Raw genomic sequence first — 22,016 nt, forward strand, 5'->3', positions numbered from 1 at the left:
CTCCTTTAATTATTTTGCTCTCTCGATTACTTCAACGAGTCTCCATCTCTTATCCTTAGAGAGTGGTCTTGTCTCCATAACCTTTACTGTATCACCGATGTGAGCATCGCCGTTCTCATCGTGTGCCTTAAGCTTATATGTCTTCTTAACGATCTTGTTGTAAAGTGGATGCTTTACATTGTCACGAATTGCAACAACGATTGTCTTATCCATCTTGTCGCTTACAACAACACCTGTACGTGTTTTTCTTAAGTTTCTTTCCACGTTTTTGATCTCCTTTCAAATAATTAAGATTCTAAGTCAATTATGCATTCTTCTCAGCTTCTGTGATAACAGTCTGAATACGAGCGATGTTACGACGAACCTCGCGAATTCTTGCTGTGTTATCTAACTGGTTTGTAGCATTCTGGAATCTTAAGTTGAAAAGTTCTTTCTTTGCTTCTACGAGCTGAGCATTAAGCTCTGCTACTGAAGTATTCTTTAAATCTTCTACGTACTTTGTATTCTTCATTATGCTTCACCGCCTTCTAAATCCTCACGGGAAACTATCTTGCACTTGCAAGGAAGTTTGTGTGTAGCGAGACGAAGTGCTTCTCTAGCAACTTCCTCAGATACTCCTGAGATCTCGAATAATACACGGCCCGGCTTAACAACAGCTACCCAATATTCAAGTGTACCCTTTCCTGAACCCATTCGAGTTTCAGCAGGCTTTGCTGTAACTGGCTTGTCTGGGAAAATCTTAATCCAAACCTTACCACCACGCTTAATGTAACGTGTCATAGCGATACGAGCTGCCTCGATCTGGTTAGACTTGATCCAAGCTGGCTCAGTTGCAACGATACCAAACTCACCGTAAGATATCTTATTTCCTCTTGAAGCTTTTCCAGCCATGTTTCCACGGAACTGCTTTCTATGCTTCGCTCTCTTTGGCATTAACATATTATTCGGCTCCTCCTTCCACATTCTTCTTCTTTGGAAGTACTTCACCCTTATAGATCCATACCTTTACACCAACCTTACCATAAGTAGTGTCAGCCTCAGCGAATCCATAATCAATATCAGCACGAAGTGTCTGAAGTGGAATAGTACCTTCATTGTAAGACTCTGAACGAGCCATATCAGCACCACCAAGACGTCCTGAACAGCTTGTCTTGATACCCTTGATACCTGTCTTCATAGCACGACCCATGCAAGACTTCATAGCTCTACGGAATGATACACGGTTCTCAAGCTGGCCAGCGATGTTCTCAGCAACAAGCTGTGCATCACGATCTGGTCTCTTGATTTCCTTAATATCAACAACAAGCTTGTCGCTTGTCTGCTTCTGGAGCTCAGTCTTAATCTTGTCGATCTCAGCGCCGCCCTTACCGATAACAACGCCTGGCTTTGCTGTGTAAACAGTAACCTTTACTCTACCAGCAGCACGCTCGATTTCAATCTTAGAAACGCCTGCAGCGTAAAGCTTCTTCTTAAGAAATTTTCTGATATTATAGTCTTCAACTAAGTAGTCTGAGAAGTTCTCGCCCTCAGCATACCACTTAGAATCCCAGTCCTTAATAACACCGACTCTTAAGCCATGAGGATTAACTTTCTGTCCCATGTTTTGCCTCCTTAATTTTTCTGATCAAGCACGATTGTGAGGTGGCTCATTCTCTTCTCGATTCTGTAAGCTCTACCCTGTGCTCTTGGTCTAATTCTCTTCATTGTAGGTCCCTTGTTTGCATAGCACTCAGCTACTACGAGGTCCTTGCGTTCTAAGCCGTTATTGTTCTCAGCGTTTGCAATAGCAGACTTAAGTAATTTTTCTATAACGCTTGAAGCGTATCTTGGATTGTACATTACGATAGCAAGAGCTGTATCAACATCCTTACCACGAATGGCATCAAGTACGAAACAAGCCTTCTGAACTGACATTCTAGCATAAGATAACTTTGCTGAAGGTCTTGTATCCTTTACATCGTTTCTCTCACGTTTAATTTGAGATCTATGTCCCTTAGCCATGATTAAAACTCCTTTCTGTTAATTAGCGTACCTTTGACTTCTTCTCGTCCTTGCCGTGACCTCTGTAGGTTCTAGTAGCAACGAACTCACCAAGCTTGTGTCCAACCATGTCTTCTGTAACATATACTGGAACATGCTTTCTTCCGTCATGTACTGCAATTGTATGTCCAACCATCTGTGGGAAGATTGTAGAACGACGTGACCATGTCTTGATAACTGACTTGTCGCCGCTTGCGTTCATAGCATCAACCTTCTTTAATAAGCTTGCATCAGCAAATGGTCCTTTTTTTAATGAACGTGCCATGTGTATCCTCCTTATTTGATTGCTCTACCATCGCGTCTTCTTACGATGAGCTTGTTAGACTGCTTGTGCTTCTTTCTTGTCTTGAGACCAAGAGCTGGCTTGCCCCAAGGTGTGCATGGACCTGGACGTCCGATAGGAGCGCGGCCCTCACCACCACCGTGTGGATGGTCATTAGGGTTCATAACAGAACCACGAACTGTAGGTCTGATACCCATGTGTCTCTTACGACCAGCTTTACCGATCTTAACAAGGTTGTGATCACCGTTACCGATTACACCGATAGATGCGCGGCAGTTAAGAGGTACCATTCTCATTTCGCCTGAAGGAAGACGAAGTGTAGCATACTTTCCTTCTTTAGCCATGAGCTGAGCTGAGTTACCAGCTGAACGAACGAGCTGTCCGCCACGACCTGGATAAAGCTCAATATTGTGAATAAGAGTACCAACTGGAATCTTCTCAAGTGGTAAGCAGTTACCAACTCTAACTTCAGCGTCAGCACCGTTCATAACTGTCATGCCGTCTGTAAGACCAGCTGGAGCAAGGATGTAAGCCTTCTCGCCGTCTGCGTAGCAGATAAGAGCGATGTTAGCTGTTCTGTTTGGATCATACTCGATACCGATAACCTTTGCAGGAATTCCATCCTTATTTCTCTTGAAATCGATAAGTCTATATTTCTGTCTATTACCGCCACCGTGATGTCTAACGGTAATCTTACCCTGATTGTTACGACCAGCGTGCTTCTTAAGTGAAACAGTAAGTGACTTCTCTGGAGAGTTCTTTGTGATCTCTGAGAAATCTGAACCAGTCATATTTCTTCTCGAAGGTGTATATGGGTTATATGTCTTAATTCCCATTTTTGTTCTCCTTTCAAAAACTCGTTTATTGTCGCACTCGACTGTGCATAAAATTAATTAACTCTTGTCTATAAAAGACCTAAATCTTAAAGACCTGAGAAAATCTCGATGTCTTTGCTATCAGCTGTAAGCTGAACGATAGCCTTCTTTGTCTTTGCTGTCTTTCCGTAAGTCATTCCACGTCTCTTTGTCTTGCCATCAGCGTTCATTGTGTTAACTGAAGCAACCTTAACTCCGTCGAACATCTTCTCAACAGCTTCCTTAATCATTGTCTTGTTAGCTTCTGGATGAACTAAGAATGTATACTTCTTCTCAGCCATAGCGTTCATTGACTTCTCTGTGATTACAGGCTTCTGGATTACGTCATAATACTGTACATTTGCCATTATGCATACACCTCCTGAATCTGATCAACAGCAGCCTTTGTAACAACTACTGTGTTGTACTTGAGGATGTCATAAACGTTGATTGTGTTTGTAAGAGCTGTCTTAACTGTAGGAATGTTCTTTGCAGACATAACTACGTTCTGATCGTTTGTATCAAGAACTACGAGAGCCTTCTCAACGTTAAGGTTTGTAAGAACCTTTGCGAAATCCTTTGTCTTAATAGAATCAAGCTTAAGCTCGTCAACAACGATGAACTTATTCTCGTTAACTACTGAAGTAAGTGCAGACTTAAGAGCTGCTCTCTTCTCCTTCTTGTTAAGCTTGAATGAATAATCTCTTGGAGTTGGTGCGAATACTACGCCACCACCTGTCCACTGTGGAGATCTTGTAGAACCCTGTCTTGCATGACCTGTTCCCTTCTGTCTCCAAGGTTTTCTACCACCACCAGAAACCTCAGAACGAGTCTTAGCCTTCTGTGTTCCCTGACGGTTATTTGCAAGCTGCTGGACAACTGCCATGTGCACTAAGTGCTCATTAATCTCAACTGCGAAAATGCTGTCGTTAAGATCCATGCTGCCAACTTCTTTGCCTTCCATATTAAATACGGATACTTTAGCCATTGCTAAGTTCCTCCTTTCCTATCGTAAGATTACTTTCCTGCTTTAACTGACTCTTTGATTGTTACAAGAGACTTCTTTGGTCCTGGAACAGCACCCTTTACTAAAAGCAGATTGTTTTCAACGTCAACACGTACAATCTCAAGATTCTGGATTGTAACTCTTGTTCCGCCCATCTGACCAGGCATACCCTTGCCCTTGAATACACGGCTAGGTGATGAACATGCACCGTTTGAACCCTGGTGTCTGTGGAACTTAGAACCATGAGCCATAGGTCCTCTGTGCTGACCTAATCTCTTGATAGCACCCTGGAATCCCTTACCCTTTGATGTTGCTGTAGCGTCAACCTTGTCGCCAGCCTCAAAGATATCAGCCTTGATTTCCTGAGCGAGTGCGTAATCTGCACAATTATCAAATCTGAACTCTCTAACAAATCTCTTTGGCTCAACACCAGCCTTGTCGAAGTGACCCTTCTCTGGCTTGTTTACGCCATTGCGATGAATGATTTCTTTGCGTCCGTTAGCATCCTTATTAACAAGCTTAACCTTCTTGTCAACAAAGCCAACCTGAACTGCATCGTAACCGTCGTTCTCTACTGTCTTGATCTGTGTAACAACACATGGACCAGCAGAAAGTACAGTTACAGGAATAAGCTCGCCGCCTTCATTGAAGACCTGAGTCATTCCGACCTTTGTAGCTAAAATAGCTTTCTTCATTTTTCTTACCTCCATTTTCTACAGCGGAACGCTTCATGCCCATCTAATAACGATTGGGGTAGCGGAACCGTTCATCCTAGAACAGTGTCATATAAGTGGAATAAGAAATGCCTTATTGCTTCTATATAAAACCATCTTGGATGTTTACTTGATTAAATGAACTCAATTACTTGTTCTTGATGCTGATTTCAACACCTGCTGGCATCTCTAACTTAGAAAGTGCTTCAACAGTCTTCTGTGTTGGATCGATGACATCAATCAATCTCTTATGAGTTCTCTGCTCGAACTGCTCACGAGAGTCCTTGTACTTATGTACAGCTCTAAGAATTGTAACAACTTCCTTCTTTGTTGGAAGAGGTACTGGGCCACTAACCTGTGCTCCGTTCTTCTTAACAGTCTCGATGATTTTCTTGGCAGATGAATCTACTAACTCATGATCATAAGCCTTGAGTGTGATTCTCATAACTTGATTTGCCATAAAAAAAGTCTCCTCCTTTTTCGTTTTTTCTGACTTCTGAAAAATCGAACAAGTGGCGACTGTACACTTACCCGTGTGTATCATGATTTAAAACTCAAAGTTCGAACCAAGTTCTCACACGTCGTCTCCGCGAATGCGGACGGTTTTCTGTTGTACAGTGACTTGTCGTCAGTTTCCTAACTTGACATTCGCTCCACGGAAAACCAATTCATAACTGAATTGCAACCTCACGCTTCATAGCTATCATGTCACAGCAAGTAATAATATACACGGGGATGGGAATATCTGCAAGAGAAAAATGAAAATAATTGTATTTTTTCAAGTACAATTTTAAAGAGCACCAAAATCTTGTGGTTTGCCTCATATTTTATAACTAGAAAACATTGAACATTAATAATCTTTAAGTATAATAGTCAAGGCAAAGAGTTTTGTAAAGACTTATTTCATTATATATAGAAAGAACAGGTATCAAAATGCAAGTAGCGAACAATTGGAAAGATTACGAAATAATAGATTGTAGCTCCGGCGAGAAGCTGGAGCGCTGGGGCGACTATGTGCTCCTCCGTCCAGACCCACAGATCATCTGGAACACTCCAAAGAAGTCTTCTTATTATAAGAAGCTAAACGCTCATTATCATCGTTCAAACAAAGGTGGCGGTGAGTGGGAATTCTTTGACTTACCAGAGCAGTGGACTATCAGCTATCCTATCTGCGACAAGAAGCTTACATTTAATCTGAAGCCTTTCGCATTTAAACATACAGGTCTGTTCCCTGAGCAGGCAGTTAACTGGGATTGGTTTTCTTCTATTATAAATAAGGAAATCAAAGAAAAGAATCGACCAGTTAAGGTTCTCAATCTTTTTGCATATACTGGTGGAGCAACACTCGCTGCCGCAGCGGCAGGTGCACAGGTTACTCACGTAGATGCTTCAAAGGGTATGGTTCAGTGGGCTAAGGAGAATGCCGCATCATCCGGTCTTGAAGAAGCCCCTATCAGATGGCTTGTTGACGATTGTAGAAAGTTCGTAGAACGTGAAATCAGACGTGGAAATAAATATGATGGAATCATTATGGATCCTCCATCATATGGAAGAGGCTCAAAGAACGAAGTCTGGAAAATCGAGGATGATATTTTCCCATTCATTCAGCTTTGCGAAGAGATTCTTGCAGATGACGCGCTCTTCTTCCTGGTAAACTCATATACAACTGGTCTTCAGCCAGCTGTTTTGAATTACATGATTAGCACTGCTCTCCTGAAGAATCATCCAGGCGAAGTTACAGCCGATGAGATTGGTCTTCCTGTTACAGAGTCTGGTCTTGTGCTTCCATGTGGTGCAAGCGGACGTTGGGTTAGAAAATAATCTCATTACTACATGTATATAGAAGGAAAATAATATTATGAATGAATCAACACAAATGAATCCACTGGGTACTGAACCAGTGGGTATGCTCCTTAGGAAATTTGCAATTCCAAGTATTATCGCCATGCTTGTAGGTTCTCTCTACAACATGGTCGATCAGCTTTTCATTGGAAACTTTGTAGGTCCTCTTGGAAATGGTGCAACAAATATTCAGTTTCCACTTTCGATTCTAAATGTAAGCATCGCACTTCTTTGCGGAATAGGTGCAGCTTCCACCTTTAACCTTGCAATGGGACGAGGAGAGACCGATAAAGCAGGTTACTATATAGGAAATGCTGTTTCTCTTATGCTTTTAGGCGGCCTTATCCTTATGGGTGTCACCGAGCTTTTTCTAGAGCCAATCCTTTTAGGGTGCGGTGCCACAGAGAACATTCTTCCTTATGCTGTAGAATACTCTAGAATCTGCGCACTTGGTTATCCACTTTTCATTTTATCTGCAGGCGGAGCTCATATTGTTAGAGCCGATGGCAGTCCTAACATGACTATGGCTATCAATATGACAGGTGCAATTATCAATACTATTCTTGATTTTCTGTTTGTAGCTGTTTTCAAGTGGGGCATGACCGGTGCTGCCGTTGCAACAATTATTGGTCAGTATGTTGCCGGAATAATGGTTCTTATTTACTTAACAAAATTCAAAACAGTGAAATTACATAAGGAGCACTTTATACTTAATCTTCCTATGATCGTAGCAATTACATCTTTAGGCGCTGCTCCTTTCATTAATCAAATTGCTATGATGCTCGTTCAGATTACAATGAATCATGTAATGGGTCATTATGGAGCTCAATCTATTTATGGCTCTGATATTCCTATCACATGTGCAGGAATCATTTCTAAGGTAAATGGCATCTGCTTCTCATTTGTAATCGGTATTTCCCAGGGACTTCAGCCAATTATCAGCTTTAACTATGGTGCACAACAATACAAGCGAGTTAAAGATGCTTTATTATTAGCACTTAAGATAGCTGCAATTATTACCTTTACAAGTTGGGCTTGCTTCCAGCTATTCCCTCGCCAGATTGTTTCAATTTTTGGTTCCGGTGATGAATTATACTTCGAATTTTGCGAGAAATACTTTAGAATTTTCCTCTTTGGAATTTGCAGTGCTTTTCTACAGCCTATATCATCTAACTTCTTTACATCAATTGGAAAGCCTTACAAAGGAATTTTCATGTCTCTCACAAGACAGGTATTATTCCTTGCACCACTTATCATATTATTACCTATGATATTTGGATTCAACGGAGTACTTTACGCAGGGCCTATAGCAGATGTACTTTCATTTACTATCTGCCTCATACTCGTGCGCAAGGAATTTGCACATCCTGAATTTAAGAATTTATAACAAAGAAAACCAACACTCACACAGAGTGTTGGTTCTTTTTTATTTGCATATGATTTGATTACGTCCGTTTTCCTTGGCTTCATATAGATTCGAATCGGCACGCTGTAGCACTTCATCAATGGATTCGCCCGGCTCAAGAGCAGTAAGCCCAAATGACATTGTGATTTGTCGGTCTGTGTCTGGAATCCAAATAGTACGAACATCATCCATTATTATAGAAAGTTCCCTCCGAGCTATATCAAGCTCGCGATTTTCAAAAATGAGAAGAAACTCCTCGCCACCCCATCTGGCAGCAATACCTTTTCCCACCATGCCAAGTTTCAGCTTTGCAGCCACACGTCGCAAAACTTCGTCACCCATTTCATGACCATAGGTATCATTTACCTTTTTAAAGAAATCAATATCTGATATACAAACACAATATCGAAGGCCCTGTTCAACAGACCGTATACGTATTTCCTCAAGCTTTTTATCAGCAAATCTTCTATTATTTAGCTCTGTAAGAGCGTCAAATTCAACCAACGTCTTTATTGACCGAGCCATCTTTTTACCACTGTTGGAGAGGCGCTTAATCTCATCATCGTATAATCCAAGTTCGCGGGGCATTTCTATATCAAACTCACCATTGGAAAGTGTATTCATATAGTTATCCATCTTTTCAATGCGCTCAGCTAACTTTCTATGGAAATAAACCATAATGTAGCCAATCAAAAATGCTGTTGCAAGGCAGACGATAAAGATTGGCATGGTGTACCAAAGCATCTCCTGCTTAACAGATTCCTGAGAACGACTGACGGCTATCATTCCACTTATTTCCCCATTCTCATCCCGTATAGGTTTGTAGAAGGCATAGCTCTTAGTGTCATAAACAAGCACGTTGCTGTAGAACTTACTCTCCCCTGTTTTCAAAACATCATTCTTTACAACCACAGATGAGCTGGTACCAATTGCACGATTCCCATCCGAATCCTTTAGAGTCGTTAACAGTCGCACATCCTTGTAGAAAATTGAAATATCTATCTCAAGCTGCTTAGCCAAATCATCAATTATTGTATCTTCACCGTTGATGCGCTGGGCGCCCTTATACATTTCAAGTTCACCATCCGAATCCGCATCCTCCGCCCAGTATTCCCCCGTATAGACAGTATCGAAAACATACATTGCCATGTCTGCATCACGAGTCAGCTCCTCACGGACTTTGTCTGAAGTCAGTGTATATAAGCCGCTCACACTGACACTGACAATAATAACAGTCATAATAACGAGCGGAATTAACGTTATCTTTAGCATTTGGTATTTTAAACTGTTGCTCAGCTTCTTTTTGGACATGGCAAACCCTCCAATATGGTCATTTTGCCACAAAATTATGAAATTATAATGAAAAAGGCCTCCCGCTAAGGGAAGCCCTCTCTCTATTTACCCCTATTTAATTATTTATTTCTCTGTGCCTTAACAAGTGCAAATATTGATTGAAGGATGATGAATACGCAAAGGAGAGCCGCTGTTGCAATGTTTGCCCAGCTTGAAAGAAGCTTTCCATTTGTGTTTACAAGTACTGTAATAGTACCGTTTATGAGAACACCAAAGAGTGATCCGATTACATTTCCTACACCTCCAGTAAGAAGTGTTCCACCAATAACTGCTGATGCGATTGCATCCATCTCAAGTCCTTTTGCCTGGTTAACTGAACCTGACATTGTATTCAAGCAATATAGAATACCACCAATTGAGCAAAGGAAAGAAGAAAGTACATGTGAGAGCATTCTTGTTTTCTTTACGTTAAGGCCCATCATTGTTGCTGATGTCTGGTTGCCGCCAACTGCGTAAAGGTTGCGACCAAACTTTGTGTACTTAAGCATAAAGAAAATAAGTACAAGTACGATGATGGCGATTAAAACAGTTGGTCTCATGTATGGGGCAACAACCTTTCCATGCTTGTTAACCTTTCCTAAGAATGCTGGAAGATTAATCTTTGCATTTGCCCATGAATAAAATAATGGGTTGTCTGCTTCAGTGATTGAAATCTGGCCGGAGCAAATAACTGCTGTCATACCACGTGCAAAGAACATACCTGCCATTGTTACGATGAATGGCTGGATTTCCAAGTAGCCTACAAGGAAGCCCTGAACTAATCCAAATACAAGTCCAATGACAAGTACAAGAATTACCATAGGAACTGCCCCCATATGCCACTCGGTCATTCCATACACCAAAAGCATGCAGTCCATAGCGATGACTGAACCAACGGAAATGTCAATTCCACCTGTTAGCATTACGCAAGTCATTCCGCAGGTAACACAGATAAGACCAGCGTTGTTAATAAGAATATTTAAAAATGTCTGTAAATTACTAAAGCCCTTGTCCTGATAGATTGCACAACCTACTGCATACATAAATGCAAATAAGCAAATTGTAATGATAATCAGGACTGTGTTTGAATCAAGTTTCTTTTTTGTCTTCATTATGCTGCCTCCTTTACAGTAGTAGCACTAACAGCTCTCTGAGCTTTCTGTGCCTTTCTAGCTGCCATGTATGCCTTAAAGGCTGGAGCCTGCACAACTACAATAATAATAACGATGATTGCCTTAAATACTGGTGCCTTATCAGTTGAAACACCCATAGCAAGAAGTGTTGTTGTGATAGCCTGAATAGTATAAGCACCAATTATTGAACCAGCAAGATTGAATTTACCACCACCAAGTGAGTTGCCACCAAGTGCTACTGCAAGGATAGCATCAAGCTCGTAGTTAAGACCAATGTTGTTTGAATCTGCTGAGTAGATTCTTGATGAAGCAACGATACCTGCAATACCTGCACAAACACCGCAAACTACATAACAGATAAAGCATATTACATCTGAATTAATGCCTGAAATTCTCGCTGCTCTGCTGTTAATACCAACTGACTGGATATAAAGTCCAAGTGCTGTCTTCTTTAATAAAATTGCTACGATTGCAATTACTGCTGCTGCAACAAATACAGGTGTAGGTATTGGACATCCTGGAAGGAAGTTACCTAAATACTTGTATGGCTCATATCGTATATACGTAATCTGGTTATTGCAGAGTAAAAGTCCAATTGCACGGGCTGCTGTAAATAAAATCAGGGTAGCAACCATAGGCTGAATCTTAAGCTTGGCTACAAGTGCACCATTCATTGCACCGCTGACACCACCCATAAGTACACCAAAAAGCATACCTACAATCATTGGAACAGCCAGTGTTGATACTGAGTTATTACCATAACCAGCAAGTAACATACAACAGCTACAAGCTGAAAGCGACATTACAGAACCAACGGAAATATCTGTACCTGCTGAAACAGCAACTACAAGTGTCTGTCCAACTGCAAGAATCGCGATTTCTGAACCACGATTTAAAATATCAATTAATCTACCATATAAAACACCGTTGTTGATACTGATTGAAAAGAAAGCAGGTGATTTAATCAGGTTTATCAACAGTACCAATATCATACAGAAAATTGGCAAGAACAGTGGTTTTTTAGTAAGCTTCTTAAAATTCTCCATTATTCTCCACCTCCTGCGATAGCTGCCATAACTGATTCCTGTGTCATGTCTCCAGATATCTCCCCTACCTGGGCGCCATCACGCATAACATACATTCTAGTACAGGTACGAAGCATCTCCTCGATTTCTGATGAAATGAATACGATACTCATGCCCTCTTCCTCGGCAAACTTTAAAGCCAGCTTCTGGAACTCTGTCTTAGTACCAATATCAATACCTCTTGTTGGTTCATCCAAAATCAGGAAATCTGGATGTGTGCATAACCATCTTGCCAAGATAACTTTTTGTTGATTACCACCCGAGAGCTGATTGATTGGTGTCTCGCGAGATGCTGTCTTTATCTGAAGCATATCAATAAACTTATCAGCAAGCTCTATTTGCTTTGACATTGGAATCTTTTTGAATAATCCATTTCTAGCCTGAAGTGCAAGGATAATGTTTTCTCTAACTGAAAGATCTCCGATACAACCATCCGCCTTTCTGTCATCTGGAAGGTATCCCATGCCAGCCTTGATTGCATCAAGAGGTTCCTTTATATCGATTTCCTTTCCTTTTACCTTTAAGGTGCCAGTCTGAGCCTTATCCGCACCATAAATGCAACGAACCATCTCTGAACGACCAGAGCCAAGAAGGCCAGTAACACCAACAACTTCACCCTTTTTAATCTGAAAATCAAAAGGCTTAATAGTTCCTTTATGACTAAGATTTTTAGCCTCAACAACCACATCATCTGATATATTTCCAGCTCCCTCTTTTTTAATTGATGCTAAATCATCAAAATCTTTACCCAGCATTGCCGCTACAAGCTTGACACGAGGCATTTCCTCTACTGAGTACTCGCCTGCAAATTCACCATTTCGAAGAACAGTGATTGTATCGCAAACTGCATATACCTGCTCTAAGAAGTGGGTAACGAATATTATTCCAACTCCCTTTTGCTTAAGGTCTCTCATTACCTTGAAGAGCTTCTCAACCTCGTTGTCATCGAGAGAAGATGTTGGCTCATCCAGAATAAGAACCTTACAATCCATATCTACAGCTCTTGCAATTGCTATCATCTGCTGGATTGCAAGAGAATAATTTTCAAGCGCTATTGTTACATCAATGTTAATATCAAGACCATCCATTATTTTCTTGGCCTTTTTGTTCATTGTACGCCAATCGATGGTTCCTAATTTTGTCTTTGGTTCACGACCAATAAATAAATTTTCTGCTACTGTTAAGTTAGGGCAAAGGTTTACCTCCTGGTAAACTGTAGCAATTCCCTTTTCCTGTGCCTCCAATGTGGAGTGATTAACTACTGGTCCTTCAAATCCAGCAACGTGGATTTCTCCGGCATCTAATGAATACACACCTGTTAAAACTTTAATAAGAGTTGATTTTCCAGCACCATTTTCTCCCATTAGAGCATGTATCTCTCCTTTTCTAAGAGTGAATTGTGCATGGTCTAATGCTTTTACCCCCGGAAAGGATTTGGATATGTCTCGCATGGTAATCAATAAATTTTCATCCATTTTCTCTCCTCCGCTTCTATAAACTACGCCAGTTACACATACAAGCCTTAGTATTGCCTTTGAGCGAGATTGGCTCTTCAGGTAACACTAAGAGCTTGTCTGCTACTGGCTTAAATAAAGGGGAAGGAAATGCCCTTCCCCTTGCGTTACATATTAGTATTAGTACGTTTTGTACGATTTAGTAGCTAGCCTGTGAAGCTGCATCTGTTACTACGATGAGATCTTCTGTAACTTCATCACCAGCATTGTTTGTGTATGTGATTGACTTAAGAACGTCCTCAGCAACATACCATGGCTCTGTCATGAATGTCTGCTTTGCAACTGTTTCACCAGCCTGAAGAGACTTGATAATGTCTGCGCAGTAAGAACCCTGAAGTGGGTAGCACATGAAGTCTGCATTGATGTCGCCAGACTGTACATACTCAAGACCAGCCTTGCAAGCATCGAATGAGATAAGGATTACATCATTGTCAACACCGTAAGAAACACCAGCTGCCTTCATTGCATCCATAGCACCAAATGCTTCGTTATCGTTCTGGCAAACAACTACGTTGAACTTGCCTTCATATGACTTGCAGTATGACTCCATAACCTGCTGGCCGCCATCCTGTGTGAAGTCACCATCCTGAGAATCAAGGATTGTCCATCCCTCAGCATCTGCATACTTCTTGAAACCATCTGTACGTCCAATCTGAGCTGAAGATCCGTTTGAACCTTCGATAACAAGGATGTTAAGATCTGTGATACCCTTTGCCTCAGCATATGCCTTTAACCAAGCACCTGATGCAAGACCTTCGTTCATGAACTCTGAACCAACCCATGAAACATATTTGTCAGAATCTTCGATTGTTCTATCGATTACGATTACTGGAATACCAGCATCCTCGCACTCTGTAAGAACTGTATCCCATCCTGTTGAAACGATAGGATCGATTACAATGTAATCAACATCATCCTGAATGAACTGTCTAACTGCTTCAATCTGCTTTGCAGAATCGTTATCGCAATCAACGAACTCAAGGTCATATCCGTTAGCCTCTGAGAAAGCTTCCTGTACTGAATTTGTTGAAGCAGTACGCCAATCTGACTCGTGTCCTACCTGAGCGAAACCAACAGTGATTTTCTCTCCACTATCTGCTGCAGCGTCGCTGCCAGCTTCCTCTGTTGTCTCAGCAGCTGTATCTGCTGTTTCTGTTGTTGCACCTGTGTCTGAGCTTCCGCATGCAACCATTGAAGCTGCCATAAGTGCTGTGAGCATTCCTGCTACAATTCTTTTTTTCATAAGTTTCATTTCTCCTTCCTTCTCCTCGCCAGGCCCCATTTATTTCCTGGCCCTTAATTTTTCTATAATTACTCTATCATGTGAATTAAAATGCAACAATTAAATGACCTTCAAAAGATTGGTTTCTATTTTGACGATAGTACCAATTTTTATATCCAACAATTTTTACATACCAATTTCGCTTTAATTTCCACATTTTCATTTTTTATGTGAAATATTTATGCTAAAATTTTTAAAATTTTATGATTGGTATGTATTCTCTCTCGACAAATTTCATACCAATTTATGCGGTACTATGCTAAAATTATTAGAGATAATGTAGAAACTCTTTGGAGTGGGGGGAATAATTTTATGATTCCAAAATATATATCTTTGAAAGAAAAAATTAATGAGGATATTTTATCCGAAAAATATCCAATCGGTTCGAAGCTTCCTACAGAAATTCAACTTTCAGAACAATATAATGTCAGTCGTTCCACGGTGAGACAGACTCTTGAAATTCTTGAGAACGAAGGCATCATTTCTAAGCGCTGGGGCAGTGGAAATACTGTCATTGCCAAAAGTGATTTATCTAAGAAAACTATAGTTAGAATTCTTATTCCAGATTCTAATAACGGAATGTACGCTGCCGCCATTGATGACATTACTTCTGTCCTCCTTAAAGATGGGCTACAGGTCGAACTGTTTGAAACCAAAGGCCATTTCGCTCTTGAGAGAGAATATCTAAAAGAAATGCTAAAAGATATGTATGGTGGTCTTTTTATCCTGCCAGTGCACTCATCCATTCCATCAACAAATTCGGACTTATTACAGATATTGCTTAAGCGCCAGCTTCCTATTATTTTTTTAGAGAATGCAGACACTCGCATTTATAATCCGATTATCGTAAATACGGATGATTATTCTAAGGGGTACCAGATGGCTCGAAGTCTGATAAACTCAGGTCACAAAAAGCTTGGCGGAGTTTTTAATCACGACAGTGCTTCGTCTGTAAATGCCTTCACGGGATTTGTTGATGCAATTCGAGATGCAAATCTCGAGATTATTGATGAGTGTTTCCTATGGGTAGATTCTGGAGATTCACGACCAATTAACAGATTTTTAAAGACAGCTTACAACACTGTTTCCTCAGTCTACTTAGACGATGTGTCACGGGGCACAGACGGGACATTTCCTGTTTCAACCTGTACCCTAGCCCTTTCAAAATCACTTGGGAAAGAGGCCGCAAAAGCTTTTCTTGCATTAAAAAAGAATGGCAATAGTCACTCTATCACCATTCCTTATAAGAACTAAGCTATTAAAATTTCCTCTTTTCTATTATTTCATTTGAAAGATTATCCTTGGTGAAGTATTGTTCCTTCACGTATGTGATTTTTGGAACTGCTCCACCTCGGTTGAGTCTGCTTATCAGATTATAAATATATGGCCCCTGAAGTGGATTGCATTCGACCTCTACACTGATTTGCCCATCAAGACAAAGCACTAAAGCTGTATTCATAGCATCAAATGAAATCACCTTTATTCCTTCTTCTCCATATTTAACACCAGCCTCGTTCATAGCAGCAATGGCACCAAATGCTTCCTCATCATTTTCACAATAAACCACGTCTATTCCATCTGCACCAACCTCCTGAAGAGCGCTGGCCATAATCTCTCTAGCTTTTGCCTTGGTAAACTCTCCGCAATCCTCATAGACCACATTCCAATTATCATGCTTTTCAAGTGCATTTTCCAACGCCTTGCTTCTACCAATCTGCGCTGAAGATCCAATAGTTCCCTGAATATGAACAATATTTGCTGACTTAACCTCACCAGTTTCCTCGTCCAGTAGGATGTTCTCCAAATTGGAAATAGCCGTCTCACCTTCCGCAATAAAATCCGATCCAACAAAAGCTGTATAAAGAGATTCATTTGAAACTACAACATTTCTGTCACAGATAATAACTGGAATTCCTGCTGCCTTTGCCTCATCCAAAACTGTATCCCAGCCTGTTTCCACAATTGGGCTAAGCACTATATAGTCCACTCCCTGCTGGATAAAGGTTCTGATATCCCTAATCTGATTGTCCTGCTTTGACTTTCCATCCTTGTATATCAATCGATAGCCTCTGGCCTCTGTAAAGCTATCCTTAACAGAATCCGTCAGTGCAACACGCCATGCTGATTCGGCACCAGGCTGAGAAAAACCTACAACAACTAAATCGTTCTCTTCGTCATCGACTATCTCTCCCGAAGGCTTTTGTGTGCAAGCAAAGGTTAGCAGCGCTAACACCAAAATTAACACTGAGACAAGAATTATTTTAATCTTACGCATTTATAATCTCCTTCTTCTCCTGTGTTATTTTCGGTATTACCGCAGTTATAATTGTGCCAACTCCCTCTGAGCTTGATATAGTCAGACCGTATTCATCTCCAAACAGAAGCTGCATTCTCTCATGAACTGTGCGAAGTCCAAAGCCTATCTTTTCACCTTTTTCAATGGCTGCTCGCATTTGGGCTAGGCGTTCCTCACTCATGCCCGCTCCGTTATCTTTGACAGTGAGTTCTATCTTGTCACCCATGTCCACGGCGTCCACTCGAATGATGCCCTTTTCTCGCTGAAGTTTTATACCATGATAAATACTGTTCTCAACGAGAGGCTGCAAAGTAAGCTTTGGAATAGCATATCCATATAATGTCTCCGGAATATTCACCTGATAGTCCATCCTGTCCTGATAACGGATTTTTTGGATGGCCAGGTAGCTTAATACATGCTTCTGTTCCTCCTCGAGAGAAATTATATCCCGGCCTCGGCTAAGGCAAAATCTAAAGAAATCTGAAAGGGCGCTAACCATTTGTATACCCTCCTGATTTCTGCCTGCCTCCACAAGCCAGATGATTGTATCTAATGTGTTATATAGAAAATGCGGATTAATCTGTGCCTGAAGTAGTTCAAGCTCAGCATGTCGTTTACGCCTCTCCGCCTTTTTATTTTCCTGAATAAGACTGTTGAGCTGACCTACCATGCCCTCAAATCCATCTGAAAGAGTTTGAATTTCAACCTCTTCTGCTACAACAGGCACCTTAACTTCAAAATCTCCACCTGTAATATCATCAACACGCTTGGACAGCTTTGTGATAGGAACCGTGATGCCCTCAGTGATGTGGGAAGCATACACCGCTACTACCACAAGCATAATTAAGAAAAGTGCTATAGTAGCTAGCACCAAATACTGAAGTTCTGTAGAAAGCTCCTCCTGTAGCTGATTCAGATGAACCGATTCATAATACAAGTAATCGTACATATAGGTCTGTATCAAATCAGTCAAAATATAAATATTGTTTTCCAGCTGTTCCATTCCTTCATCATAGGAACCAGCATCATCTATTTCATCCATGCGAAGCTCAAGAGTTATACAAAGGTTTCGCACAGACTTTATTGCTTCTATACTCTTTTTCTCTGTAGTTTGTGATAATAACTGTTCTGCAAGATTACGGGCATTTTCAACCTCATCTATCGGCTTGCCATCTGCATAAGCACTATCGCTCACATAATAAAACATCTTCAGATCAACCTCGTTTTTAAAGTCCTGGTTGAAAGCCGATGCTGCAGTTACATTCTGCAAAATAGTTTGATATTGAAAAACATACCAGCACAAAATACCTATGAGTATAGCTATAACTATACTCATAGGTACTATTATGACCGCTATTAATCTTCTGAGCATTGCGCTCATGGTAGATTTTTTCTTGATGAAAAGTCTTGATGTCATGCTCCCCGGCCCTTCGCTCTGAATTCCTTTGGACTAAGTCCGTATGTCTTCTTGAAAATATAGCTGAAATAATGTGGATCCTTATAGCCCACCTGCTCGGCAATGGTCTGGGATTTTTCGCTTGTATTGATTAGCATATGCTTTGCCTGTTCCATACGCTTCGAGGTCATGTACTCCACGAAGGTGGTTTTATTCTCTCGTGAGAACATTGCGCTCAGGTAACTAGGAGAAATGTTAACCTCCTTTGCAACCTCGTTAAGACTCAGGCTGGCATCTGAATAATGTTCATCCACATAACGAATCGCCTCTGAAAGTTGTGAGCGCGACTGTTTTCCGAATTCGTTTTTACGTTTTGAAATGGCTGCTGCAAACATCCTCTGAACTAAAGCCATTACCTTATCTTCATCTGCATTTTCCATTTCAATTCTGATTTCTCGGCCCAAAACCTCATCGGGATTCAAAGACATCTTTCGCAAATAATCGCATACACACATATACATAGTCATCGAAAAATATTTGCAGAATAAAATCGATTTCAGTGCATTCTTTGTCTGCTTGTTAATCAGATTGTCAAGGAAGCTTTCTATCTCTGATTCTTCAGCATTTTCAAGGAAAAGAGCAACAAGTCTCTGGTCGATTTGGGCTGAGTCACTCTCCTCGTTATTGCTACGAATTGCCTCGATATCTTCATCAGTAAAGACATGTCCCTGAGGATTGATATATCTGCACCCCAATCTCTTGTTTGCAATCTGACATGCCTTTGCAAACTCTGACAGACGATTAATGACTCCACTTTCTGCAAGATACCAATTAATCTCATCCTCATAAACTATACAACGACGCTGAATATTCTCTATTAAAGTTGATGTATGACTGGAAATTGTGTAAGCATCGCCCTTTACGATTATGGCATAGGTGTCCATACTCCAATGGAACACGATATACTCAGGGCAACACTTCAGATATTGCATCAGCTGATCAGAAAGACGGGCACGATGCTTTGAGTAAACTGGTGCAGTCACAGCCCCGTTCATAGGTGTGAAATCTAAAAGCACAAGATTATAATGAGTCGCATCAAGAGAAAGCCCCAAGTCCTCAGATTTCTCATAAACCTCTGATACAGACATGGTGCCACCAACAAGCTGATTAAAAAACCTTACTCTTGCGAACTGCTCGTATTCCTGACTTTCCGCTTTGAATTGCTCTAGATAATTATCCTTTTCGTTTTCCTTATCCAGCTTTGCCTTTACATCAGTCATTACCTCTGCAAGCTTATCTTTTGTGATAGGCTTCAATAGATAATTGTCCACACCAATGCCTATAGCTTCCTGTGCATAAGAAAAATCGTCGAAGCCGCTAATAATGATTATACGAGTATTAGGCAGCTCCTTCTTAATCATTTTCGACAAAGCTATTCCGTCCATAAAAGGCATTCTGATATCGGTAATCAGAACATCTGGCTTTGTCTGTCGAATCAATGGTAATGCCATCTCCCCATCGGCAGCATCACCTACATACGCGAAGCCATACTGTTCCCATGGAAAGCTGGCCTTTAATCCGTCGCGGATAAGAATTTCATCCTCGACCAAAAAAACACTATACATTATTCCCCTAAAAACCCTTCTGCTACTAAATTACTTTTTCTTTGATTTCTTGCTGTCCGCCTCTCAGACTATTGTACTGAGAAATAACGGTGTAAAGAGCCTCCGCAGTTGCCTCTACCCCTATTAGAGAACTGTTAATACAAATATCATAGCCTCTACTATCTCCCCATTTCATTGTAGAGTAATAATTGTGGTAAGCCTTTCTCTTTTTATCGTGGCGGAACATCTTCGCCTTTGCTTCAAGTCTGTTAAGCTTATAGAGCTTGCAAATACGCTGAGTCTTTGCCTCCTCGTCTGCTCTGACAAAAATTGAAACAAGTGCAGGATTCCCCCGCAAAACATTTTCAGCACAACGTCCAACCACGACAAAACTTTCCCCACTTGCTGCTTTTTCACGAATGAAGTTGAACTGAAGCTGAGCAACCGAATCCTGAACGGATGAAGAATGGCCCCTGACTGTTCTGACAAGGCCTCTGCGCTTCATCTCCTCATGCTGATGAAGTGACTCAGCCTCGATTCCATTACGTGCTGCAAGCTGATCAAGCATATTGCGGTCATACAATGGAATGTTGAACTTCTCCGATAAAATGGTGGCTATCTCATGTCCACCGCTTCCGTACTCTCTACCTACTGAAATGATTAACTGCCCCATAAACTAACCCCCTTCCAGTATTATGCTAACTCTATTTTATATTATCTACAAAAAGAAGTCGAGAGGGTTATAGCAAATAAAAAACGCCTCCAGTTACACTAACAAACCTTGCTATTACTCCGCTCAGCGCAAAATGCTTCGCTTTAGTAACAGCAAGATTTTGTTAGCTACTGAAGGCTAATATAAATCCTATAGATATCTCATGTATATATTTAGCATAGATACGGCAAGTACAATGAGTGTACCAGGTACAAGCTCTTTACAGTAGACTGCCCAGCTAATTGGGTAACCTTCCTTACCGGCTGTAGAAATACCAACTACATTGGCGCTGGCTCCGATTGGTGTCATGCTTCCACCGATGTCTGTTCCGATGGCAAGTGTCCATGCCATTGTTGCAAGATCAACTCCTGTAGTCTGTGCCAAAGCATTGATTACCGGAATCATTGTTGCAGAGAATGGAATATTGTCGATAAAGGCTGATGCAATTGAGCTGACCCAAAGGATGATTGCTATCATAACATATGGATTTCCTCCTGAAACCTTAGCAATAAAATCAGCGATAACAACAAGTACGCCTGTCTCTTCCAATCCACCTACAACCACGAACAAGCCGATAAAGAAAAGCAATGTCTCATAATCCACTCTCTTCAAAAGCTTAGGTGCTTTTCTACCAGCTGTTGCAAGTGTGATGAATGCAATAAACACACCAATAAAAGCTACTGTAAGACCTGTCATTGCATGTGTGATAAGAAGAAGTACTGCAAGTCCAAAGATAATTGTGCTTGTCAGGAATTCCTTCATATTTTCAATCTTAACCTCAACATCGATTGTGCTAGGGTCAACTCTGTCGCCTGGATCCTGAAGACGATTTCTCATTGTAAAATAGAAGTATACAATAATGATAACAAGAGAAATACCCGCCATTGCACCTGTGTTCATCACAAAATCAGCGAATGAATATCCCAGTGATGTACCGATGATGATGTTTGGTGGATCTCCACACATTGTGGCACTTCCGCCAAGGTTTGCACAGAAAATCTCTGCCATAATTACTGGAATTGGATTGAACTTCAATGTACGAGCCAATCTGATTGTAACCGCTGCAAGGAAAAGGATAACTGTGATTGAATCAATGAACATAGCAAGCACTGATGCCAAAATCATGAAGGCTACGAAAATCTTCACTGGCTCGTAGTTTGCAAGCTTTGCAATCTTCATACATAACCAGTCGAAGAAGCCTGCCTCAGCCATTCCTTCAACCATTATCATCATTCCCCAAAGGAAAATGATGGTTGCCCAGTTGATACCAGAGGTCTGTTCGGCATGTTCCCCTGCTGCGTACCAAAAGCTAGACTTGAAAATACCTCTAAGTGCCATGGTATTAATGAATGCCTGCTTATCCTGCATTCCAACTCCGAATACAAATATGCTTGTAAGCACACCGCAGCCTAAGGTCACAAAATGCTTAGGAAATCTATCCCAAACAATCAGACCAAACATAGCTACGAATATTACAAGTGCTATTATTTGAGCTAACATAAAAAACTCCCTTCGTTAT

Annotated in this window: 24 protein-coding genes; 3 read left to right on the top strand and 21 right to left on the bottom strand. The window is 41.0% G+C overall.

All coding sequences use genetic code 11. From position 1 onward, the window contains the following. Positions 1–9 precede the first annotated feature (9 nt). From rpsQ to rpsJ, 11 genes are all read right to left on the bottom strand, one after another. Positions 10–264: a 30S ribosomal protein S17 gene (rpsQ, locus tag FXF36_RS07820; RefSeq protein WP_028234423.1), complete on the bottom strand. Its 255-nt coding sequence runs from the start codon at positions 262–264 to the stop codon at positions 10–12. A 40-nt stretch (positions 265–304) separates the two neighbouring features. Further along, the gene (gene rpmC, locus FXF36_RS07825; RefSeq protein WP_015548351.1) at positions 305–511 is read right to left on the bottom strand and encodes a 50S ribosomal protein L29; all 207 of its coding nucleotides are present in this window, start codon (positions 509–511) and stop codon (positions 305–307) included. Then, on the bottom strand, positions 511–939 hold the full coding sequence (rplP, locus tag FXF36_RS07830; RefSeq protein ID WP_151623228.1) for a 50S ribosomal protein L16: 429 nt from the start codon (positions 937–939) through the stop codon (positions 511–513). Before rplP ends, rpmC begins: the two co-directional genes overlap by 1 nt. Before the next feature lies 1 nt (position 940). Continuing rightward, positions 941–1,600, bottom strand: coding sequence for a 30S ribosomal protein S3 (gene rpsC / locus FXF36_RS07835; RefSeq protein WP_151623229.1), 660 nt, complete (start codon positions 1,598–1,600; stop codon positions 941–943). An 11-nt stretch (positions 1,601–1,611) separates the two neighbouring features. Continuing rightward, positions 1,612–2,001, bottom strand: coding sequence for a 50S ribosomal protein L22 (gene rplV / locus FXF36_RS07840; protein WP_151623230.1), 390 nt, complete (start codon positions 1,999–2,001; stop codon positions 1,612–1,614). A gap of 22 nt (positions 2,002–2,023) precedes the next feature. Beyond that, positions 2,024–2,305, bottom strand: a complete 282-nt coding sequence (rpsS, locus tag FXF36_RS07845; RefSeq protein ID WP_028234427.1) for a 30S ribosomal protein S19 — start codon at positions 2,303–2,305, stop codon at positions 2,024–2,026. A gap of 11 nt (positions 2,306–2,316) precedes the next feature. Further along, positions 2,317–3,159: a 50S ribosomal protein L2 gene (gene rplB / locus FXF36_RS07850; RefSeq protein ID WP_015548356.1), complete on the bottom strand. Its 843-nt coding sequence runs from the start codon at positions 3,157–3,159 to the stop codon at positions 2,317–2,319. 86 nt (positions 3,160–3,245) lie between these two features. Beyond that, the gene (rplW, locus tag FXF36_RS07855) at positions 3,246–3,545 is read right to left on the bottom strand and encodes a 50S ribosomal protein L23 (RefSeq protein ID WP_151623231.1); all 300 of its coding nucleotides are present in this window, start codon (positions 3,543–3,545) and stop codon (positions 3,246–3,248) included. Further along, positions 3,545–4,165 carry a 50S ribosomal protein L4 gene (rplD, locus tag FXF36_RS07860; protein ID WP_015548358.1) on the bottom strand — a complete coding sequence of 207 codons (621 nt, stop codon included), beginning with the start codon at positions 4,163–4,165 and terminating at the stop codon, positions 3,545–3,547. Before rplD ends, rplW begins: the two co-directional genes overlap by 1 nt. A 29-nt stretch (positions 4,166–4,194) precedes the next feature. Further along, positions 4,195–4,878: a 50S ribosomal protein L3 gene (gene rplC, locus FXF36_RS07865; RefSeq protein ID WP_015548359.1), complete on the bottom strand. Its 684-nt coding sequence runs from the start codon at positions 4,876–4,878 to the stop codon at positions 4,195–4,197. Positions 4,879–5,044: 166 nt separating this feature from the next. Continuing rightward, positions 5,045–5,356, bottom strand: coding sequence for a 30S ribosomal protein S10 (gene rpsJ, locus FXF36_RS07870; protein ID WP_015548360.1), 312 nt, complete (start codon positions 5,354–5,356; stop codon positions 5,045–5,047). Between the two features lie 473 nt (positions 5,357–5,829). Here rpsJ and FXF36_RS07875 point away from each other — a divergent pair, with 473 nt between their 5' ends. Continuing rightward, a complete protein-coding gene (locus tag FXF36_RS07875) occupies positions 5,830–6,717 on the top strand; it encodes a class I SAM-dependent methyltransferase (RefSeq protein WP_151623232.1) in 888 nt (295 codons plus the stop codon). Positions 6,718–6,754: 37 nt separating this feature from the next. Beyond that, positions 6,755–8,125 carry an MATE family efflux transporter gene (locus FXF36_RS07880; RefSeq protein ID WP_151623233.1) on the top strand — a complete coding sequence of 457 codons (1,371 nt, stop codon included), beginning with the start codon at positions 6,755–6,757 and terminating at the stop codon, positions 8,123–8,125. 39 nt (positions 8,126–8,164) lie between these two features. Here FXF36_RS07880 and FXF36_RS07885 read toward each other — a convergent pair whose 3' ends face one another. The 5 genes from FXF36_RS07885 to FXF36_RS07905 form a co-directional block, all read right to left on the bottom strand. Next, positions 8,165–9,382, bottom strand: a complete 1,218-nt coding sequence (locus FXF36_RS07885; protein WP_167511321.1) for a diguanylate cyclase domain-containing protein — start codon at positions 9,380–9,382, stop codon at positions 8,165–8,167. A gap of 173 nt (positions 9,383–9,555) precedes the next feature. Further along, a complete protein-coding gene (locus tag FXF36_RS07890; RefSeq protein WP_151623235.1) occupies positions 9,556–10,587 on the bottom strand; it encodes an ABC transporter permease subunit in 1,032 nt (343 codons plus the stop codon). Beyond that, positions 10,587–11,654, bottom strand: coding sequence for an ABC transporter permease (locus tag FXF36_RS07895; protein WP_151623236.1), 1,068 nt, complete (start codon positions 11,652–11,654; stop codon positions 10,587–10,589). Before FXF36_RS07895 ends, FXF36_RS07890 begins: the two co-directional genes overlap by 1 nt. After that, positions 11,654–13,168 carry a sugar ABC transporter ATP-binding protein gene (locus FXF36_RS07900; RefSeq protein ID WP_151623237.1) on the bottom strand — a complete coding sequence of 505 codons (1,515 nt, stop codon included), beginning with the start codon at positions 13,166–13,168 and terminating at the stop codon, positions 11,654–11,656. The genes FXF36_RS07895 and FXF36_RS07900 overlap by 1 nt, the downstream gene beginning before the upstream one ends. A gap of 178 nt (positions 13,169–13,346) precedes the next feature. After that, positions 13,347–14,450 carry an ABC transporter substrate-binding protein gene (locus FXF36_RS07905; RefSeq protein WP_151623238.1) on the bottom strand — a complete coding sequence of 368 codons (1,104 nt, stop codon included), beginning with the start codon at positions 14,448–14,450 and terminating at the stop codon, positions 13,347–13,349. Between the two features lie 351 nt (positions 14,451–14,801). Here FXF36_RS07905 and FXF36_RS07910 point away from each other — a divergent pair, with 351 nt between their 5' ends. Further along, a complete protein-coding gene (locus FXF36_RS07910) occupies positions 14,802–15,743 on the top strand; it encodes a GntR family transcriptional regulator (protein WP_167511322.1) in 942 nt (313 codons plus the stop codon). Between the two features lie 4 nt (positions 15,744–15,747). Here the strand turns inward: FXF36_RS07910 and FXF36_RS07915 are convergent, their stop codons facing one another. The 5 genes from FXF36_RS07915 to FXF36_RS07935 all read right to left on the bottom strand — a co-directional run bounded on the left by FXF36_RS07915 (position 15,748) and on the right by FXF36_RS07935 (position 21,997). Next, positions 15,748–16,764 (bottom strand): ABC transporter substrate-binding protein, encoded by a 1,017-nt coding sequence (locus tag FXF36_RS07915; RefSeq protein ID WP_151623240.1) that lies wholly within the window; start codon positions 16,762–16,764, stop codon positions 15,748–15,750. Then, the gene (locus FXF36_RS07920) at positions 16,757–18,202 is read right to left on the bottom strand and encodes a sensor histidine kinase (protein WP_151623241.1); all 1,446 of its coding nucleotides are present in this window, start codon (positions 18,200–18,202) and stop codon (positions 16,757–16,759) included. The genes FXF36_RS07915 and FXF36_RS07920 overlap by 8 nt, the downstream gene beginning before the upstream one ends. Further along, positions 18,199–19,806, bottom strand: a complete 1,608-nt coding sequence (locus FXF36_RS07925; RefSeq protein ID WP_151623242.1) for a response regulator transcription factor — start codon at positions 19,804–19,806, stop codon at positions 18,199–18,201. Before FXF36_RS07925 ends, FXF36_RS07920 begins: the two co-directional genes overlap by 4 nt. 25 nt (positions 19,807–19,831) lie before the next feature. Continuing rightward, positions 19,832–20,458, bottom strand: coding sequence for a cytidylate kinase-like family protein (locus FXF36_RS07930; protein ID WP_151623243.1), 627 nt, complete (start codon positions 20,456–20,458; stop codon positions 19,832–19,834). Positions 20,459–20,647: 189 nt separating this feature from the next. Beyond that, positions 20,648–21,997: an ArsB/NhaD family transporter gene (locus FXF36_RS07935; protein ID WP_151623244.1), complete on the bottom strand. Its 1,350-nt coding sequence runs from the start codon at positions 21,995–21,997 to the stop codon at positions 20,648–20,650. Between the last annotated feature and the right edge of the window lie 19 nt (positions 21,998–22,016).

The sequence above is a fragment of the Pseudobutyrivibrio xylanivorans genome (genome assembly GCF_008935055.1).
GTDB classification, from domain to species: domain Bacteria; phylum Bacillota; class Clostridia; order Lachnospirales; family Lachnospiraceae; genus Pseudobutyrivibrio; species Pseudobutyrivibrio xylanivorans_A.